Genomic DNA, 18166 nt, shown 5'->3' with positions numbered 1-18166 from the left:
ATTTTTAATTTGAATGAGGGTACCGATAGTTAAAGATACTAGACTACGATACTGATAATACTCGTGGCGATAAACAATAAGAATCATAAAAAGATGCTGCCTTATGTTAATAATTACGATAAAAAAGTCGCTTCTTCCAAGAACTGAGGCGACTTTTTTAATCTTCTATGTCTATTAGGTCAATGATTTCTCGAATATCTTAAATCTATAATGTTTCTGTAATTTTTCCGATATAATGGAAATTAATATTTCTTTTTTGGTTGGCTAGCTCACTTAAAGCGGCATGACGTATATCTGTTAATCGAGACAATTCTCTAAGTGAATACCTTTTTGTTTGATTAATTCATGAATGTTCACTTTGATTTTTTTCACGATGACCAAAGGTTTTTTCTGATGAACAGATATTGAAGTTGACAGAGAAGCTATGAAACGAAGTGGGGTAAATTCTTTACCAAGGCACGGAAGCTCTATAATAAACTAAGCAAAAGTAAAATAGCGAAGCAATTTAAGAAAGTAGTAAAAAGAGCTGTCCTAGCGGGTAAGAAAACCTATAAACAAGCAGTAAACAAAACGAAAGCCGTTTATAACCAGACAAAGCAAGCGGTAAAGGAAGTAAAAGTAGCCGCAAAAGAAGCTGTTAAAGTCTATAAGTCGTTAGATAAAATGGAGCCGCTCAAAATAAACAAGGACATGTCTACCAAAGAAAAAATCTTACGGACAGGGTTTAACATGAGCCTCCAACAAGCACAAAAATCTAAAGGCAAGTTCGATGCAACTGTAGATGTAGCTAAAAACACCTACAATGATGTGAAAAAATTAGTAACTGATCCGATAGGCGTACTAAAAGAAACGAAAGATAATTTGAAAAATTTTGCTACCCATCCACTGGCAACCGTGAAAACCATTGCGGGTTCAGTAAAAGACTCTTTTGAAAAAGATGTTATCCATGGTAATGACTACTCACGAGCATACTGGGGAACAAAAGCAACCATAAATACAGCTACAGCAGTTGTTGGTACAAAGGGTGTTGGCTCTCTTACAAAAATAGGAAAGAATTCGACTGGAGTAACAAGTGGTAAGTCTACTAGCAGTTCGAGTAGTAGTAAGGGTACGGATAATAATTCTAAAAATAATGGACAAAGTACATCGGGAACTGAAAAAACATTTCCAACTAAACAAATTAATCCCAGAAAAGACCAACATATTATTGATAAAGTAGCAGAAGCAAGAGGAGCATTATCTAATAGGTATAAAAAACAAGGTAATTTTGCTTATGCAGAAGTAGATATTGTAGGAATCAATAAAAAAGATTTCTATGCACATAGTGGAATTCATGATGCTACAAAAAAAATACCTGGGGCTGAAGATTTCTCTTTTAAACCTAATAAACCAACATTTGAAGCTACAAAAGCGTATGATAATGGAGGAAACAATTATTTAAGGGACGGGGATACCGAGTATAAAATTTTAAATGATTTAGCAGAGAGAGTTGGAGATAATTATAAGGCAAAAGGCAAAATAAAATTATTTACTGAAAAAGATACATGTGATAGTTGTAATCTTATTATTCAACAATTTAATGATAAATATCCTGATATTACCATAGAAGTGATTCATAATGCTGATGAAATGATTTTACCTAACAAATAATGGAGGTTTATAGAAGTGGAATTTACTTATCAAGAATACAATGAGTATATAAATGAAACTTATAAGGAATTTAAAGAAGAAAAAATGAGTAATAAAGAAGCAATAGCAAGAACATATAATGAGTATGATATGGTCGCCAAGAAAAGTGAAACAGATAAAGGAATAGTTTATATAGAACTTGCAGAAATTTTAATTACTCATTTAAAAGCAATGTATACATTCAAGAGTTATATTGAAAATGTGTTGATTGAATTAGATTTTAATTTAATTAAACTTGAAAAGGCTTTATCTCAGGAAGAGTATAATGACCTGTTTTCACGTAGAGTACATGTTTTACAAGAATTAGAAAAAATGCCTCTTGATTACTATCAAACGGTTTGTTGGTATTATGAAGAATTAATAGAGGAAGTTCAAAAGTATATTAGCAATTTTATAGAAGAAAACAAAAATACGGACACTATAGTCACTGATGTATTACAACGATTTGAACGAGATTGTAAAAACACAAAAAGTGAAAAGTATATCATCTATACAACACTTGCTGAAAATCTGTGTAATCAAGGATTAAAATCTGTAAATGGTATTGAAGATATAAAGAATGAGTTGCAAATATTTCAAGTTTATGATATATCTAACGAGCAATTAACTGAAGATGAGCAAGAGAAATTAGCAAATCGAATTAAAAATGTTTTAACTAGGCTAAAATGAAACGATTTAAAAGATACTTATCTAAAACAAAACTATTTTGAGAGTCCTAGTCCTATAATTATGATGAATAAGAGATTTCTTGCAAATGAAAATTATATTGGTTTCTATAGTTCTAGCTCATTAATAATAATTTGTTAATAAAATAAAACCACCATGCTTAAAATCGACATGTTATGACGGCAATATTCAAAGGTTACCCAACAATATAAAGCGTAATAAATAAGCCGAAATGACATTTTACAAAGCGAGGGGAAAAAGTAAAATGCGGATGAAACTGACAACGTTCGTGGCGTTAAACAAGAACACAAATAAACAGCTACTAATATACCCTGAATTAACCAAACACCGTGAACGAGGAATAATAAAAGACCGTATACGATTTTATTCATAATTACGATAGAAAAAGTCGCTTCTAATAACTGATTTGATCCCAAAAAGTTAGACATATTTAGTTAAGCAACTTCTAAGACATGAGTTCGGCACTCCACCGGGCTTAGGTCTTTTAATTTTGCCTTCATTCGTTTGTGATTGTAATAGTGAATATAGTCTTGGAGTTCCTGTTCAAAATTTGCCATGGATTCAAATTCTAGTAGAAACAGGAGTTCAGATCAAACAATTGCCCTTATGGGACATACAAGAAAAAAGGAAAGAGCGCTAGGAAATCCTAAAAAGCCACGAAGAAAAAACAACGGAAGTCCAATAAAAAGAAGAAAAAGAAAAAACGCAAGAAGAAAAAGAAGAAGTGGGGTAAATTCTTTACCAAGGCACGGAAGTTAAAAAATAGTTTATCCAAGAGTAAATTGGTTAAACGGGCGAAAAAGGCAATTAAAAAAGCTGTCCTGACCACGAAAAAGGTTGTGAAAAAAACAAAGGCGGCTGTTTCGAAAGCCAAGCAACAGGTAAAGGCCGCTGTCAAACAGACGAAGCAGGTCGTCAAAAAACAAGTACTACCAGCGATGAAAAAAGCTGCACAAGCAACGACCAAAGCAGTGAAAAATGCTGTAAAACCTAAAAATCTGTTAAATACGCTCCAAAAGGGCTTAGATATAGTCGGGATGGTCCCCGTTGTAGGAGAAGTAGCAGATGGCGTAAATGGTATTATTTATGCGGCAAGAGGTGACAAGGTCAATGCTGCCCTTTCCTTTGGCGCTATGATTCCAGTAGTGGGTAATGCGGCAACAGCTGGTAAATGGGTCAATAAAGGTGCGAAGGCAGCGAAGGGTATCAGTGAAAGTGCTCAAAAAGCGAATAAAGGTCTTTTAGGCAATGTAAAAGAAAAAGTCAACAAGCAAGTCTCAAATGTAAAAACGCAGATCCAAGCCAAAGTAGACGAAGTCAAACAACAGCTGCGTCAGCTGCGATCACCAGAGATGGAGTTAGCTGGAGCAGGTGTAAACGTCAGACGCATAGAGGATACAGGGACAGTTGGAAGAAACACAACAACTCCAAGTCCGAAGCCATCTAATTCCCAACCACCACAAAATGGCTCGAATAAAAAGCCTGATGAGAATAAGGGTACGGGTAATCTAGTTTTCAAATCAGATTATGATAACCACTTAATAAATGTACAAGGTTTTAATCGTGATGCTTCTAAAGGTATTACAGGTGGTCACAATATGGATGAGTTCTACAATTATTTTAGAAATGTTGAGAAGTTAGATGATAAAGATTTTATCCATAAAGTAACACCCCATCCTACAATTGATGGAATCATACAAATTAATTACAAGATACCTAAACTTGATAATAAGGGTAATCTAACTGGGGAGTATAAGCACTTCAAGAATCCAAAAACAGTGTATGATCCATCCAAAATATCGGATGCAACCATAATCGATGGGGTAAAGACGCAATGCAACAAGGAATTGATGCTGGTAGTATTGCCGGAAGAAAGATAACTGGTATTAATCTGAATGGATTGAAATTTGAAGGATATATGGATGCGAATGGTACTATTACAAACTTCTATCCAAAACTAGACTAAAGGAGATAAACAATGAAAATAAATAAGAATTTTGATGAATTAACTGCAATGGAACTATATTTCCTCTATCTTGATGAAGATAAATTTGTAAATGCTCTTGAGGATTTTTCAAACTCTATAGGATATGGTATCTCAGAGTTTATCAGTTGTGCATTTCCATCTGAATATGAATCGTGGGAAGAAGGGTATTTTGAAGATAATGGTGTGAAATTTGAAGTTGAGCCACCAGCAGTTGATGAGATTAAATATGAAATAGTATCAAATACAGACTTCATTGATTTTCTAGATAATTTAACAGATCAGTACCTTGGCACATATCCTATGGAGGAATCTAAAGTTGTACTTCTATTAAACCAAATTAAAACTACATTAATTTAATAAGTGGGGCTATACAATGCCGAATGAAACAATAACGAATATAATCCATGGAATATTCATATAAAATTTTTGTCATTTCGTTTGTATGCACATAAATGCTTAAATTTCATACCTTAAATAACGCTATGCCGTTATATTGGACAGGTCGATTATGGTCAGATAGCCCATGATTGGCCTGTTTTTGCCTCGATGGCACAGATGAAGCAAAAGATACAGACTGGCATGGATAAGCTCGGAGATATGTTAAACGGAAATAAACCTCTACTTGCCACGGCAGGTGCGAATGGTATGAAGACGGGAGCGAAAAAAGAAAGTGACTCGCTCGTTAGGATGAGTACCAATAAATCCGGTGGTTCAGAGAAGGATGTTAAGTTGGAAAAAGGAAAATACTACCTCTTGTCCATATCCTTCTCTTTCGGCGAAGCTTTTTAATGCTTTTTCTAGATATTTTCCATTTATGAAAATATGTTAGCATTAATAGCTTCTCTGTCAACTTCAATATCTGTTCATCAGAAAAAACCTTTGGAGTATCAACATTTTTTAGATGATATGTCAAAAGGGTATCCAAAATTGGAAGTTACTTATGAGTTCAAGAATAGAATTATAATGGAGCTAAGAGCGTATATGGTTGAAATCAAAGAAGCTGAAAGGATTGGTAACAAGGCTCTTGCTGAACAACTGTGGAACAACTATAGGGCAGAAAGACAGTATTTGATAGATGCATTTGGTCCTATAAATGAATAAAGGGAGGCGATGAGAAATGAAACCTTTAAGTTTATCAAGGGAAATTAGAGAGGGAAAACTAAACGACCTAGAGATTATTAAATGTTTGGATATTCACCATAACCAAGTATTGGTTAGTGCTATAGATCAAATTGTCAGTAGAAAATTATGTAATGAGAAAATTATATCGAGGTTAATAGAGATTAGTGAATTTAGAGACCCGAAAGTAAATAAACTTTTCGGTATTGATACAATAGGCCATTATAGCATTGCGGCACTTGGGACTATAAACACGCCTGAATCGAAATTGAAATATGAAGAATTAATGACTAATCTTGATGAGTGGGACAAAGAAATTGTGATAAGAATAGTTAATAACATGAATAATTGAACTAATGGTAATAGTGAGGTCGTGTATAATGTTATATCCCCCCTCAAATTATAAAGGGAGGTATAAAGAATGTTTGAAGACAAAGTCAGAGCAATCTTAGGTGTACGAGCATTACTAGATGATAACTCGATCCAAGAATTGAACAAAGATGGGAAGAGTTAATTATATTATTAAGCGGAGATGAAAACTTGACTCTGAATTTTTGCAGATTTGTATAAAAACAGAACTTTCATTTTTAAGCGAGGTTTTTGAAGAAGTGGCCTAATTTGCAAAGTAAAAAGTATACTGAATTACTATATTGCTTAGATCAAAGATACCCAGACTTAAATTTAAAGAGAAGTATACAGATTACCGAGAAACACATGGATTAAATTTAGGGTATCAAAGTTTTTGAAACTAAAAGTTGATGCGAAAAAATATTTAATTTAAACTAATTATTTCTTTCGAAGAAACAAATAATGCTATTTTGTATCAAGAGAGATTTATTTTGATTACCAAATAAACCTTGATTGGCTAAATCACCTTTCAAGGTTTTTATTATGGTTAAAATAATAAGATTCTAGGGTCAAAATCATAATATATAATAGACAGTATATCCCACACAGCAGGACAGCGGCATAACTGTGCATAGGCCATCCTTGCTGGTCAAAGCCAACGACACGATCACCTTTGCCGGAAAACGTGTGTCCATGAGTGCAGCGGAGTCGATGCGTTTCACATGCGGCTCAAGCAGTCTAGTGTTTGATGGCAATACCGATATTCAGGGACAAGTAGTGACGATGGATGGCTCCATTAAAGCCCCTGTTTCCGTCGCTCCGCAAGAAGAGGAAGCAGAGCTGGAGGCAGCCCTAGACGTCATGGGGATGATCCCTGTTGGTGGGGGTGATGCCTAATGGGTCTATTAGGATTAGCAGGAAGTTTACTAGGGATGATCCCGAAAGTAGGCTCCCCAAGTGGAAAGAAAAAAGGAAAGAGCGGAGGTTCGAAAGGAAAGAGCGCTAAGAAATCCTCCAAAAAGAAGAGCTCCACGAAGAAAAAACAACGGAAGTCCAATAAAAAGAAGAAAAAGAAAAAACGCAAGAAGAAAAAGAAGAAGTGGGGTAAATTCTTTACCAAGGCACGGAAGCTAAAAAATAGTTTATCCAAGAGTAAATTGGTTAAACGGGCGAAAAAGGCAATTAAAAAAGCTGTTCTGACCACGAAAAAGGTTGTGAAAAAAACAAAGGCGGCTGTTTCGAAGGCCAAGCAACAGGTAAAGGCCGCTGTCAAACAGACGAAGCAGGTCGTCAAAAAACAAGTACTACCAGCGATGAAAAAAGCTGCACAAGCAACGACCAAAGCAGTGAAAAATGCTGTAAAACCTAAAAATCTGTTAAATACGCTCCAAACGGGCTTAGATATAGTCGGGATGGTCCCCGTTGTAGGAGAAGTAGCAGATGGCGTAAATGGTATTATTTATGCGGCAAGAGGTGACAAGGTCAATGCGGCCCTTTCCTTTGGCGCTATGATTCCAGTAGTGGGCAATGCAGCAACAGCTGGAAAATGGGTCAATAAAGGTGCCAAGGCAGCGAAGGGTATCAGTGAAAGTGCTCAAAAAGCGAATAAAGGTCTTTTAGGCAATGTAAAAGAAAAAGTTAACAAGCAAGTAGCGAACGCCAAAACCCAGATCCAAGCCAAAGTAGACGAAGTCAAACAGCAGCTGCGTCAACTAGGAGCACCGCAGATGGAATTGGCAGGTGTAAACGTTGGACGGATTTCGGATACAGGAACGGTTGGAAAAAATACGTCCTCCTCGAGTCCGAAGCCGTCTAATTCCCAACCATCACAAAATGGCTCGAATAAAAAGCCTGATGAGAATAAGGGTACGGGTAAAGTTCAAACCCGAACTGAGATTATGAATACCGTTCAAAATACAATGAGTCCTGCAGCGAAAAAGATTAAGGAAATCGACCCAGATGCCAAGGTTGGATATCGGGGTTCATTGGCTACGGGTCAGAAAGGACCACATAAGGGAAATGCTCCATTTGACCCTACAGATTTCGATATCGATGCATTCATTGTTAGTGATAAATTAGCATCTCAGTTTCCTCCAAGCACGACATGGAAAGCTGGTACTCAGATTAAAGAAATAAGACAGATGCAAAAAGAGATAGACAAAACACTGAAAAGTTCTTTAGATGGAATTAGAAAGGTAGATAAAAAAGGGCGACCAGATAATTTTACTTTTAGAATATATACACAAGAAGAATTTATTAGTAAGAAGTATAGTAAAGGAAGCAAAATAATAGAAGATGAATAGGAGAGTGTGAGATGAAAAAAAAATATCCGTTTTTTAAATGCTTAATTCCAATTGATTCAAATAAGGACATAAATGAAGTAGCAAGAATAATCTCTGATAAATTATTTGGTGGACTCCCCTTCGGAGGTTTAGAGGAACATATTTATGAAGATGTTCCTGCAGTTTTTATTGATTATCCAATTTTAGGGCTTCAGATAGTAATACAGGGATTTGGGGGGAGAGAAGGCTACACTTTGGAAGTCTGTTCACATCCAATTAATATTGAACCAGATGATTCGGATGAAATAGAAGTAGACATAACCGGATATGTATCTGTTTTAATTGAGGGAATTGAAGAATTGCAGGTCAAGTATGAAGAACTTAAATACATGAATTATATAGAAATTTCTGAATAAGTCTTATATCGATTACAAAAGCCTTGATTAGGCAGGCACACACACTTTTAACTTGTAATATCTTTGAAATTGTATAAAAAACTCATGAAGGCAGAGCCATCAAGAAGTGCTATTTTAGCGCTAATGTAATAAGAGCGAGAATAAGCGATATGCCATTTTACTTACAAAGGACCACTTTATGGATGGCATAAGCAACAAACACACGAGATTAAACAAGCTAAAGGGTTTAAACGTTACACTTGCCAAGTAGTATAAAAGATGTCATACTGTCGATATAAAAATAACTTATAAAACTTTCAAATATATTAATAAACTTAGAAAATTTATAAACTTAAAGCACTTGATTGTCTATAACAGGCGACAAGTGCTTTTTTATGTTTAAATACGTAAAATTGAAAAGATTACGATTATTTAATTAGTGTACTAAGTATTAAATTTTATTCAAGTACTTGCATACAAGGGGAAGAAAATGCGATTGAAATAGAGGTTTCGATAGATAAGTTCGTTATAGATTATAAGGATGTACCACATTCAGCATTTTTACGTGTTTATATTTTGGGGGTGAAGAAATATAAAGTGAAAATCAAGATTTATAGCGGAACATATAGCTATGAACTACACATGCGGAAAAGTGACGATGTATACATTCATCTATATTTTAAAAACTTTAGAGAAACAGAAGGTCACTTACATATCCTAAGGATTGAAACAAGGCCATAGCATTACTCATATTTTAAAGAGATACTAGAGATGATAGGGAATAGGGCAAGCAGAGTAGAATTTGTGAGTTCTGATGTTGCGTATGATATACAAACTGGTTTGGAAATATAGTGGTGATACCGACAGATGCACGGGTTCAATTGTTCTTCGAGTGAGTTAATCGTTTATCTCCAATACAAGTAGGTCTTGAATAGAGACTTGTAATGTGTAGCACAAAGCTGAAAGGGTCTTATATGCAGACGTTGTATAGGTTGTGTATATAAATGATTGACGGTATTAAGGAAGAAGTGATGTTTGCTTGGCCAGTTGCCGACAGCTCATTTGTTTTTTAGTTAAAATATCATTGAGAAGTAAACGAATGGTAGAAGACATAATAAAAACACCTTTTGTTAGATTGTAACGGTTATGTATAATGTACGACTATACTAATAGTTAAAAATCAAACGGAACAGGGACAAAAAAGCAATATTTAAATGAGGTTCATATTCCAATAGAAGGGAAATAAAATATGGATATAAATGAAATTGAAAATCTACCTGATAGAATACCAACTGAAACACTAATATCAATGTTTCAAAATGCATTAGATCAATTTAGAAATAATAAAATTGAAAAAGATGGTTTTTTATTAATCCTTAGTAAACTAACAGACAGGCAAGTTATGACATATGAGTTATTAAGAAGTGACATACGAAATGATATTGATAGAACTCTCTCTAGATTATGGAATACAGATTCCTATGATGAAGTAGATATTATTCTTTCTATTGTAGTAAATCTCGGTCTAGAAACTTGCTTTAATAAAATAAAAGAATTTCTGGAACAGTTTGAGGATATAGATAAATCAATCCTAGATGAAATACAGGAAACAATAGATGAAGTAGGCGAGAATATATCTAATCCGTATTATAGTTTAGAAAAATTTATATAGTCTGTTTGTGAAATGCCGTAATTTAAATTTAAAGAGAGATAGCACAAGGATCAACGGAGAGAGAAAATGACCCAAAAATCCTTAAAAGGATGATGAGAGTTTCGGAATTAAGCAGTTGAAAATTGTGATGAGATTCAGGCAGCTTAGTGATTTTCGTAAATAGAATTATAAATAGGGAGAATATTTATTGCAAAATTTTCCAGATGAAACGAGAGATATATTGCTACAAGCGGGTTGGAATCCAAATAATAAGTTTGAATTAAGCGGAACAGTAATTTTTTAGTGGGGTATCAAGTATTTAATCCAGTGGTTGATGCATTAAGTCAATTTGGTGGGGTTGAATATAAATTTAAGCATCCGGATGGAAGTTTGGAAACCTTTCATTTTAGCCTAGAAGATTTACATGAAAAAGAAGACTTTGAGGGATTTGAGGTACGAGTAAAAAAGCCGCTCGTAATAATTGGAGAAGCATATCGTGAGAATTTAGTAATATTTATTTCAAACTCGGTATTCATTTTTAAGTTTGGAGATGCATATTTGAGCCACTAGATATTCTTTGCTTATTTAGAAAACCAGAAGAAATCGAATAATAAAGTTGAGTCATTTCTGGATGACTTGACATGCTTGAGAGTGGGGTTGTCAAACTTCAAAGTGAAGGAATGTCTACTGAATTGCACGAGAAATGTATGAAAAACATAATTGACGAAATGAAGGGTAGACACATTGCAAGAAAGTAATATTTAACAATATGTAAGAGAAGAAGGGCATGCTCCAGAATTGAAAAGTATGGTTCGTCAGAAAAAGTTATATATGGTAGCGTAAGAATAAGTCCAGCAATGGATGTACTTTACAGGTTTATACAAAGAATAGGAGGATAAAAATTAATGTTTGAGGAGAAGCAACAACAACATACTAAGTGGTTCTTAGATGGAGATTTAAAATTACGACAACAAGATCTCGGCGATGAAAGAATAGGTATTTGGGTTTCGGTTCATAAATTTAACATTTGTTTTACAATGATTATGTATGATTTTATTGACTGGTGTCGGGAGTTGGATATAAATTTAGAGGTCGATTTTAGTTTGAATAACCATAGGGGCTTTGTGATTGAGAGTAAGGATCTGGTGTTGTTAAAGTCAGAAATAAAAATATTCATAAACACCAACAATATAAAGCCTAGTGAAGGTGGCGAGAAATTTTCTGACGATGTGTGGTATTCATAATATAATATGAAAATTTTCCTAAAGCGATCGATAATTTTAAAACGAGAGAGAATTAGATTTAGTTAGCTATTTTAATGGGCAAAGAAAGAAGAACATAAAAGACTAGTAAAAAAAGTGAAAGAATGGATGAATGATGGAAAATGGAAAAAGAAGAATTGTTTAAAAGTGAACAAGAAAAATGGATTTCAAAGATTTCATTAGAAAACAATTTTCAGTTAGGAGCTATTCGTCTAGTAGCTGGAATTGATATTGCATATTGGACAGAGGGGAAGAAAGATTATGGAGTGTGTTGTATTGTTGTAATCGATTATATTACCAAACAAATTATAGAAGAAGTAGAATATTGGGGTCAAATAGATGTTCCATATATTCCAGGATATCTTGCTTTTAGGGAGCTTCCGATGGTGATAGAAGCAGTGAAAAAGCTGCAATGTGAACCAGATCTTTATATGTTTGATGGAAATGGTTATCTTCATTATAGACATATGGGGATCGCAACACATGCTTCTTTTTATTTGAAGAAACCTACAATAGGTGTTGCTAAAAGTTACTTGAAGATAAAAAATACCGATTTTCAAATGCCAAAAAATGTAATGGGTGATTTTACTTATATTAAGGTTGATGGGGAAGTATATGGGGCAGTTTTGAGAACAAGAAAGGATGTAAAGCCCATTTTTATTTCATGCGGTAACTGGATCGATTTAGAGACTTCAATAAAAATAACTCTACATTTTGTAGAAAAAAATAGTCGATTACCAATTACGACACGTTATGCAGATTTAGCTACTCATGAGAGTAGAAGAAAATATACTCAATAGATTCAAACATAGTAACGTCCATTTGTTAGGGTATTAGTAGGAGTTTTTTGGTTACTCATAGATTTAATAAAAGGTGTCTTACAGGTAATATAAAATAACTCTACAACATTATAAACTTAGTAAATAAATGAACCTGTAGAAAAGTGCTTTTTATTTTCAAATACATAATTGGGAAGTTTACGATAAAAAACATAAAGACCCTTAAGTAATGTGTTCAGAGTATATCCAAAAGAGGAATCTGTTTTTTATAAATACAACTATAATCTACATAAAATAAATATCTCGCAAAAATAAATTGCTAGATTATCTTTTGAAATCAACTGCTTGAATCACCTATTAATGTGATTTAAGCTTTTTTTGTGAATAAAATTCAACTTACTAATGTACTAAGAAATTCTTAGCTAGGAAATGGATAAAAAATCAAAACGTCAAATAGATGTACCGAAATAAAGAGATAGAATATGCATAGAGGGCAGATGCCACTTCAAATGGCAAGAATGTATTAGCTCGTTAAAAACTATTTAATAAAAAGATATAAATTGGTATACTTACATTAATTTGTATTTTAGTTAAAACGTAGATAATTTGATCTATATTTGCATGATAGGTTATCAAAGCTTATAAGGGGGAAAGAGCAAAAATGCAAGCAACTCAATGTGAATTGAGCTTACCGATAAATAGTGTTCTGAATAATACATACAAAATAAAAGAAGTTCTTGCTACTAGTAAATTATCCATCGTCTATCTTGCGGAAAATAATAATAGTGAAAAGCGACTCATTGTTAAAGAATTCTTTCCAAAAGAAATGGCTTTACGGGATTTAGATAATAGAACAATCATTAATCGTTTGCCTTCAACAAAGCAAAAATTTGAAGGCCTAAAAGAAATTTTTCTTAATGAAGCAGTCATTATGCAGCAAATAAATCATCCTAATATTGTAAAATATGTTGAGCATTTTGAGGAAAATGGATCGATTTATATTGTTATGGATTATTATGAAGGAAAACTATTAGATGAATATTTAAAGGATTTTCCTGTCCATGATCGAGACCATTTATACACAAGTATCTTTCTCCCTTTAATAGATGCGCTATGTTATGTACATAAACAGGGGATTCTCCACCGTGACATTAAGCCAAGTAATATTATGATAGATTCAGAAGGTAATCCATTTTTACTAGATTTTGGTTCCGCTGTTTTTTATAAAACAGCTACAGATTATCAAATTTTTACAAGCTCAGGTTACTCCCCGCTTGAGCAATATTCTAATAAGTCCGCGCAAGGTGTCTATACCGATATTTATAGTTTTGCAGCAACATTTTACTATTCAATGACAAATAGTATTCCGCCTGATGTTTCTCAGCGGCTTATTGAGGATAAAATTGAACAAGTAAAAGAGCATAATAAAAGTGTAAGTATTCTTTTATCCTACATCATTATGTGGGGGTTGGCAGTGCAAGTAAAAAAACGATGTCCTTCCCTACAAATCATGAAGTGGGTAATAACTGTTGAAAAATTTGTCAATAGGATAAGGAACTATTTTAAGGTAAATAATTCTAAATGACCAATTATCTAGAAGAAGTAATCCGATATTATCATTTTGTAGTGTAAGCTAAGAGCTCTGTACAGCCTAAGGGGGTTAAGAAATTCACCTTAGGCTGTCTTTTTATAATAAAAAAAAGTGGAAAACTACATTTTTCCTAAAGAAATATCATAAAATTTATTATGTTTAATTTTTCCTATAAACCTATCCATTTACATTTTAATTAACAAAATATTCTAATGTAAATATTGACAATAAATTAAGATATTGTATAGTTACTTTGTGATACATAATGTCATTTGTGATGTAGATAAAATGGTTATAAAATTTTAACTTCAGTTTAGCTAAACTGCAGTTTCTTTTTCTGTTAATGGAATTTTATAACTAAAAAGTTAATTTTAAGTTACTTCTCGCAGATGATTATGCTTACTCGAAATCCGATGTAAAAAGGAGGGATGGCTGTATAATCATACGGCCGACTGAATGGAGATTATTAGTCAAACAAACAGAACCATGCTATTTGAGGAAATTAATCCTGAAAAGATGGACTTAATTACGCTTGTTGGTGATGTAAAGGGGATTGACAGTCTAAGTGATGAAAAGATTAAAGAAATTAATCAATATCTTCTTGTCAAAAGCTTTGATGAATTTTTAGATAAGTTTTCTCCAACGGTTTATTCATTCTACAATGCTGCTAATCAAAAGGTAATGTATACCCTGAAAAAACCTGAAGGAATTCAAGAAGACTGTATTTCTGAAATAGCAATCGATCAAAATAATGATTTTTTAAAGATGCTCTTCACCCTCATTGATACAAAAAGAAGTCAGGGCATTACGAATGTCGATTTTAAATTTGAAAATCTACTTGATATGATCTCTCCTAAGAAAGTCATGGACGACATTCGACAAGTCAGAAAAGAAATCCATTACTTGTATGGTGAATATGAGAAATTAGATGATGGTGATCCAAAAAAATTGGATACAGGGGACAAACTAAATCTAATGTTTGAAGTAGCAAGTAAAAATTACAACAATGTCATGGCCATGCTACCTTTAGCAATCGAGGATATTAAAACTAGATTATTGTTAGGTGTTAATCAGGATGAGGGGGAATCCGAAAAATTACAAATTGGGACCCTTTCTATTGGTGACAATGGTGAGTTGAAAATTATTGAGGCACCTCAAAACAATAGCTCGGAACTTATGGTGATTGAAGAAAATAGTAACTATGGTTTAAGTACTGTTTTTGAAGAGGATTATGAGGCGATTACAGAATCTCCTTCTTCCTATGTAAAAGATTTAGTTGTAAGAACGTTCTCACCTCTACCAGCTGTGAAAGCCGAATTTGATGTGGAAACAGAAGTTCAAAATTACAATACATACCTTGAGTTCTATAAGAATGCGAAGGATGAATTTGTAAAAACGGTCAAGCCTTTAGTGGAAAAGCTATTAGGCATCAAAATGTACTTTGATCAGTACACAACGAAAAATAAAGGGATGCAGCCATCATTGCTTGTGACAAACACTAAGCTCGATATGCTCGTAAAAAGTAATAATCTACCACGGTTACGTACGTATTTAAATACAGTAAACTCTAAAAATGACTTTACGGATACGGTGTGGTATGGCATTGTTCCTGCACTAGAACTAGAGGCTACTGGAAAAATGAAGGTAAGCCGATCACGGTTTAAAGGGAACGATAAGGTTGCCAAACAAGAAGGCAACACAATGGAATCCCTATCGATTCTTCTAGATACGATAAAAGATTACAAAGTTCAGGTTTTCTTCAACTTCATGGCGGAGGAAGAAACAACATTCAACGGCATTGCAACCGCAGGGATAGATCGTCTGATTGATAAATGCTCTGTGCTTGTTCGAAAAGACTATAGTGAGTTTGCGATACCGTGCTTACCGAACTTCACCATAATTCCAAAGGATAAATCGGGTGTCGTTATTGATGCGAGAATGTACACTACTGAAAATGGTGCACGATTATCTAAGGAAAAGGAAGATATTTTAAAGCTATGGATTGAAGGGGTCTATGTCGGTGCTAGCTATGTAGCTGCCGGTATCGTTTCAGCTTATCAATGTCCAGAATATTTAAAAGAGTCGTTTAGAAATGTTCAGAGAAATTATCCTGGCGTACGATTCGATATTGAAGCTGGGGATCACTCACTTAGAGCTGTTACAACAATGGCAAAGGAAATCTCAGGATTTACGAATAATATTAAAGATGCGATTAACAGCAGAAGCTTTGGCTTTGTGTTCTCTTCAGAAAATGCTCAGCTTCAAGATAAAGATATTAAACGTATTACTGTCTATAAAGCTAGAAGCTTAGCGATGGAAGAGGATGGATTCGATTCCATCTACAAAACACAGGTGAGTACGTATATTGAAAGAATTTTACGATTCCAATCAGGTGACTTTAAGCATGAAAATATTGTTAGGTTCTTCAGTAATAATCCAAGTAGTCAAAAAAGTAAATGGCTGAATGATAAAGGCTATGTCAACTCCATTATCCAAGATGGAGATGATATCGGCTACATTATCGATGAGAAAACGAGCACGTGTCAAATTGACCTTGTGTTTAATGGTAATGTGAAGAATTTAGAAGTGATGATTACAAAAGGAACTAGTGCTGTTAAAGCCTAACAAGTTTAAACATACAATTATTCAATTTTTCAGTCGTATGTTTAAGATTTTTTAAATCTTTTAACATAAATATGAATCTTCATTAAGATGGAGTGTTACATATTTCTCGATGTTTTATTGAGAAATGAAAACAGCAAGTGTTCAAAACTTTCATCTTATGAACAGAAGATTCAAAAAATATTAGGAGGGAATAAGAATGGGTTTTGTATTAAAAGTAGAAGGATCAGAGGCAATTGAACTAGGGTTAGAAAGTATTATGTCTGTTGAATATGAAACAGATACGCCAAATGACTCTAACGCACGTTCTACAGATGTTGGAGCCACTTTAAAAGTAAGAGGTAAAATTCTTACAGCAACTGATGGTGACAATTCTGATGATACGATGAAATTAGGTTTATGGTCATTAGTACCAGCTGAAAAGGCTGACTGTTACCGTAAAGTGACATTAGAAGTTGTTTCAGCAGATCAAGTAGTAAGAAAAATTCATTTCCCGAACGCTTTTGTGGTGGACTATACAGAAAGATTCGGTGACACAGAAGGTATTGGTGAATTCTTCTTATTTGTTAAACAAAAGAAAGACAAAACAGACTTGGCAAAAATCGAAGGCGGCTACGCTGTCTAAGAGTGAGATAGCACACTAAAAATTATCTAAGGGGCTTAATATAGCTCCTTAGATAATTTTTGAATAATCCTAGTACTGGGGATGAAAAGATGAAAACACATTATGACACATTAGGTGTTAGTAAAGACGCGACACAAGATCAAATAAAGCTCGCTTATCGAAAGCTTTCAAAAAAGCATCATCCTGATGTAAGCGGAGGAAACAAAGAATCTGAAAAAATTTTCTTAGAAGTCACAGAGGCATATAAAGTTTTGAAGGATGAAGCTGCTAGGAAGGCCTATGATGCTCGACTAGATGGTACTGCGCAAAGTTGGAATAATGAACACTCAGCTAATAAGCAATCGACAAGTCAACAGTCGACTGCACAGAGGCCAGATTTTAATATGAACAATATTGAAAAAAACTTTGAGCATTTCTTTGGCTTTAATCCTAAAACAAAAGAGACGTCCTCAACGTTACATAAGAAAAATAAGAAGAATCCTCTTGATACTACAGATTTATTCGAACGTTTCTTTAATAAATAATTCAAAATGGCAGGAGGGAGTGTGATTATATGCAGGAACCATATTCAAGTAAAGATTATAGTGACAATGCAAGGAAAAAAATGTTTATAAGAATCATCGATATTATTATTATCACAATTGCCTTCTTTTTTATCCTATATGTTTTTGTTATGAATCAGGAAGTCCTTTTAAAATTTGTTATCGGAACCGTAATGGTGATACTTGCTATTATTTATGGTTCTCTCAAGTACGAGGCAAAATCACTCACTCAAGCTAAGACAAACAACGACATTTCAAAGCTAGTACTTCTTAATGAACGTGGGATGGAAGTAGATGAATGGGAGCTGGGTGATCAAATTTCATTGCTTATCGGGAAAAGTACAGCTGAACATAAGGCAGATATTGATTTGTGTGGAACGGAATATGAATCTCTTGTGAATTATGAGCATGCTGTATTAAATTGTGTAGCTGGAATTTGGTATATAGAGGATATAGATTCTGTAAATGGTGTTGGCTTAAAAAAAGCTAATAAGCGCGTTAAAAATAGATTGAAACAAGAGATCCCTTACCCATTAGGTAATGGAGACACAATATACATAGCAAATACGCGAATTTTGGTGAAATAG

At 33.9% G+C, this 18166-nt stretch carries 19 protein-coding genes and 2 pseudogenes; 19 read left to right on the top strand and 2 right to left on the bottom strand.

Going from position 1 to position 18166, the window contains the following annotated elements; translation table 11 throughout:
- Nucleotides 1–205: 205 nt before the first annotated feature.
- Nucleotides 206–375: pseudogene (locus OU989_RS14320) on the bottom strand (helix-turn-helix domain-containing protein).
- Between the two features lie 315 nt (nucleotides 376–690).
- Between OU989_RS14320 and OU989_RS14315 the strand changes: the two are divergent.
- Nucleotides 691–1650: a deaminase domain-containing protein gene (locus OU989_RS14315; protein ID WP_274793698.1), complete on the top strand. Its 960-nt coding sequence runs from the start codon at nucleotides 691–693 to the stop codon at nucleotides 1648–1650.
- Nucleotides 1651–1665: 15 nt separating this feature from the next.
- Nucleotides 1666–2358: an Imm3 family immunity protein gene (locus OU989_RS14310; protein ID WP_274793697.1), complete on the top strand. Its 693-nt coding sequence runs from the start codon at nucleotides 1666–1668 to the stop codon at nucleotides 2356–2358.
- Nucleotides 2359–2810: 452 nt separating this feature from the next.
- Here OU989_RS14310 and OU989_RS14305 read toward each other — a convergent pair.
- A pseudogene (locus tag OU989_RS14305) lies at nucleotides 2811–2966 on the bottom strand (IS3 family transposase); the annotation flags it as partial.
- A gap of 249 nt (nucleotides 2967–3215) precedes the next feature.
- Between OU989_RS14305 and OU989_RS14300 the strand changes: the two are divergent.
- From OU989_RS14300 to OU989_RS14220, 17 genes are all read left to right on the top strand, one after another.
- On the top strand, nucleotides 3216–4256 hold the full coding sequence (locus OU989_RS14300) for a hypothetical protein (RefSeq protein ID WP_274793696.1): 1041 nt from the start codon (nucleotides 3216–3218) through the stop codon (nucleotides 4254–4256).
- A gap of 98 nt (nucleotides 4257–4354) precedes the next feature.
- A complete protein-coding gene (cdiI, locus tag OU989_RS14295; protein ID WP_274793695.1) occupies nucleotides 4355–4720 on the top strand; it encodes a ribonuclease toxin immunity protein CdiI in 366 nt (121 codons plus the stop codon).
- A 198-nt stretch (nucleotides 4721–4918) separates the two neighbouring features.
- Nucleotides 4919–5152, top strand: coding sequence for a hypothetical protein (locus OU989_RS14290; protein ID WP_274793694.1), 234 nt, complete (start codon nucleotides 4919–4921; stop codon nucleotides 5150–5152).
- Between the two features lie 33 nt (nucleotides 5153–5185).
- The gene (locus OU989_RS14285) at nucleotides 5186–5464 is read left to right on the top strand and encodes a hypothetical protein (RefSeq protein ID WP_274793693.1); all 279 of its coding nucleotides are present in this window, start codon (nucleotides 5186–5188) and stop codon (nucleotides 5462–5464) included.
- Nucleotides 5465–5480: 16 nt separating this feature from the next.
- A complete protein-coding gene (locus tag OU989_RS14280) occupies nucleotides 5481–5834 on the top strand; it encodes a hypothetical protein (protein ID WP_274793692.1) in 354 nt (117 codons plus the stop codon).
- Between the two features lie 689 nt (nucleotides 5835–6523).
- Nucleotides 6524–6727 carry a hypothetical protein gene (locus OU989_RS14275; RefSeq protein ID WP_274793691.1) on the top strand — a complete coding sequence of 68 codons (204 nt, stop codon included), beginning with the start codon at nucleotides 6524–6526 and terminating at the stop codon, nucleotides 6725–6727.
- Nucleotides 6727–8133, top strand: a complete 1407-nt coding sequence (locus OU989_RS14270; protein ID WP_274793690.1) for a hypothetical protein — start codon at nucleotides 6727–6729, stop codon at nucleotides 8131–8133. The genes OU989_RS14275 and OU989_RS14270 overlap by 1 nt, the downstream gene beginning before the upstream one ends.
- An 11-nt stretch (nucleotides 8134–8144) precedes the next feature.
- Nucleotides 8145–8528, top strand: coding sequence for a hypothetical protein (locus OU989_RS14265; RefSeq protein WP_150907169.1), 384 nt, complete (start codon nucleotides 8145–8147; stop codon nucleotides 8526–8528).
- A gap of 1228 nt (nucleotides 8529–9756) precedes the next feature.
- Nucleotides 9757–10179 (top strand): hypothetical protein, encoded by a 423-nt coding sequence (locus tag OU989_RS14260; RefSeq protein WP_269898143.1) that lies wholly within the window; start codon nucleotides 9757–9759, stop codon nucleotides 10177–10179.
- Nucleotides 10180–10461: 282 nt separating this feature from the next.
- The gene (locus OU989_RS14255; protein ID WP_269898144.1) at nucleotides 10462–10728 is read left to right on the top strand and encodes an SUKH-3 domain-containing protein; all 267 of its coding nucleotides are present in this window, start codon (nucleotides 10462–10464) and stop codon (nucleotides 10726–10728) included.
- A 335-nt stretch (nucleotides 10729–11063) separates the two neighbouring features.
- On the top strand, nucleotides 11064–11402 hold the full coding sequence (locus tag OU989_RS14250) for a hypothetical protein (protein ID WP_269898145.1): 339 nt from the start codon (nucleotides 11064–11066) through the stop codon (nucleotides 11400–11402).
- A 140-nt stretch (nucleotides 11403–11542) separates the two neighbouring features.
- Complete coding sequence (locus OU989_RS14245) at nucleotides 11543–12220, top strand: endonuclease V (protein WP_269898146.1); 678 nt, start codon at nucleotides 11543–11545, stop codon at nucleotides 12218–12220.
- A 640-nt stretch (nucleotides 12221–12860) separates the two neighbouring features.
- Entirely contained in the window at nucleotides 12861–13784 is a 924-nt protein-coding gene (locus OU989_RS14240; RefSeq protein ID WP_274793689.1) for a serine/threonine protein kinase, read from the top strand.
- Nucleotides 13785–14246: 462 nt separating this feature from the next.
- On the top strand, nucleotides 14247–16415 hold the full coding sequence (locus tag OU989_RS14235) for a transcriptional regulator (RefSeq protein WP_269898148.1): 2169 nt from the start codon (nucleotides 14247–14249) through the stop codon (nucleotides 16413–16415).
- Nucleotides 16416–16611: 196 nt separating this feature from the next.
- Nucleotides 16612–17037: a membrane-associated protease 1 gene (locus tag OU989_RS14230; RefSeq protein ID WP_269898149.1), complete on the top strand. Its 426-nt coding sequence runs from the start codon at nucleotides 16612–16614 to the stop codon at nucleotides 17035–17037.
- 89 nt (nucleotides 17038–17126) lie between these two features.
- Nucleotides 17127–17561, top strand: coding sequence for a J domain-containing protein (locus tag OU989_RS14225; protein WP_274793688.1), 435 nt, complete (start codon nucleotides 17127–17129; stop codon nucleotides 17559–17561).
- Between the two features lie 29 nt (nucleotides 17562–17590).
- Nucleotides 17591–18166, top strand: coding sequence for an FHA domain-containing protein (locus OU989_RS14220; RefSeq protein WP_269898151.1), 576 nt, complete (start codon nucleotides 17591–17593; stop codon nucleotides 18164–18166).

It is taken from the genome of Lysinibacillus irui, from assembly GCF_028877475.1.
In the GTDB taxonomy this organism is placed as follows: domain Bacteria; phylum Bacillota; class Bacilli; order Bacillales_A; family Planococcaceae; genus Lysinibacillus; species Lysinibacillus irui.
This window is presented reverse-complemented; position numbering and strand designations above follow the sequence as displayed.

Coding starts and splice junctions, on each gene's coding strand:
- OU989_RS14315 (WP_274793698.1), top strand. CDS start 691: ATGTCTACCAAAGAAAAAATCTTACGGACAGGGTTTAACATGAGCCTC.
- cdiI (WP_274793695.1), top strand. CDS start 4,355: ATGAAAATAAATAAGAATTTTGATGAATTAACTGCAATGGAACTATAT.
- OU989_RS14290 (WP_274793694.1), top strand. CDS start 4,919: ATGAAGCAAAAGATACAGACTGGCATGGATAAGCTCGGAGATATGTTA.
- OU989_RS14285 (WP_274793693.1), top strand. CDS start 5,186: ATGTTAGCATTAATAGCTTCTCTGTCAACTTCAATATCTGTTCATCAG.
- OU989_RS14280 (WP_274793692.1), top strand. CDS start 5,481: ATGAAACCTTTAAGTTTATCAAGGGAAATTAGAGAGGGAAAACTAAAC.
- OU989_RS14275 (WP_274793691.1), top strand. CDS start 6,524: ATGAGTGCAGCGGAGTCGATGCGTTTCACATGCGGCTCAAGCAGTCTA.
- OU989_RS14270 (WP_274793690.1), top strand. CDS start 6,727: ATGGGTCTATTAGGATTAGCAGGAAGTTTACTAGGGATGATCCCGAAA.
- OU989_RS14265 (WP_150907169.1), top strand. CDS start 8,145: ATGAAAAAAAAATATCCGTTTTTTAAATGCTTAATTCCAATTGATTCA.
- OU989_RS14260 (WP_269898143.1), top strand. CDS start 9,757: ATGGATATAAATGAAATTGAAAATCTACCTGATAGAATACCAACTGAA.
- OU989_RS14250 (WP_269898145.1), top strand. CDS start 11,064: ATGTTTGAGGAGAAGCAACAACAACATACTAAGTGGTTCTTAGATGGA.
- OU989_RS14245 (WP_269898146.1), top strand. CDS start 11,543: ATGGAAAAAGAAGAATTGTTTAAAAGTGAACAAGAAAAATGGATTTCA.
- OU989_RS14240 (WP_274793689.1), top strand. CDS start 12,861: ATGCAAGCAACTCAATGTGAATTGAGCTTACCGATAAATAGTGTTCTG.
- OU989_RS14235 (WP_269898148.1), top strand. CDS start 14,247: ATGGAGATTATTAGTCAAACAAACAGAACCATGCTATTTGAGGAAATT.
- OU989_RS14230 (WP_269898149.1), top strand. CDS start 16,612: ATGGGTTTTGTATTAAAAGTAGAAGGATCAGAGGCAATTGAACTAGGG.
- OU989_RS14225 (WP_274793688.1), top strand. CDS start 17,127: ATGAAAACACATTATGACACATTAGGTGTTAGTAAAGACGCGACACAA.
- OU989_RS14220 (WP_269898151.1), top strand. CDS start 17,591: ATGCAGGAACCATATTCAAGTAAAGATTATAGTGACAATGCAAGGAAA.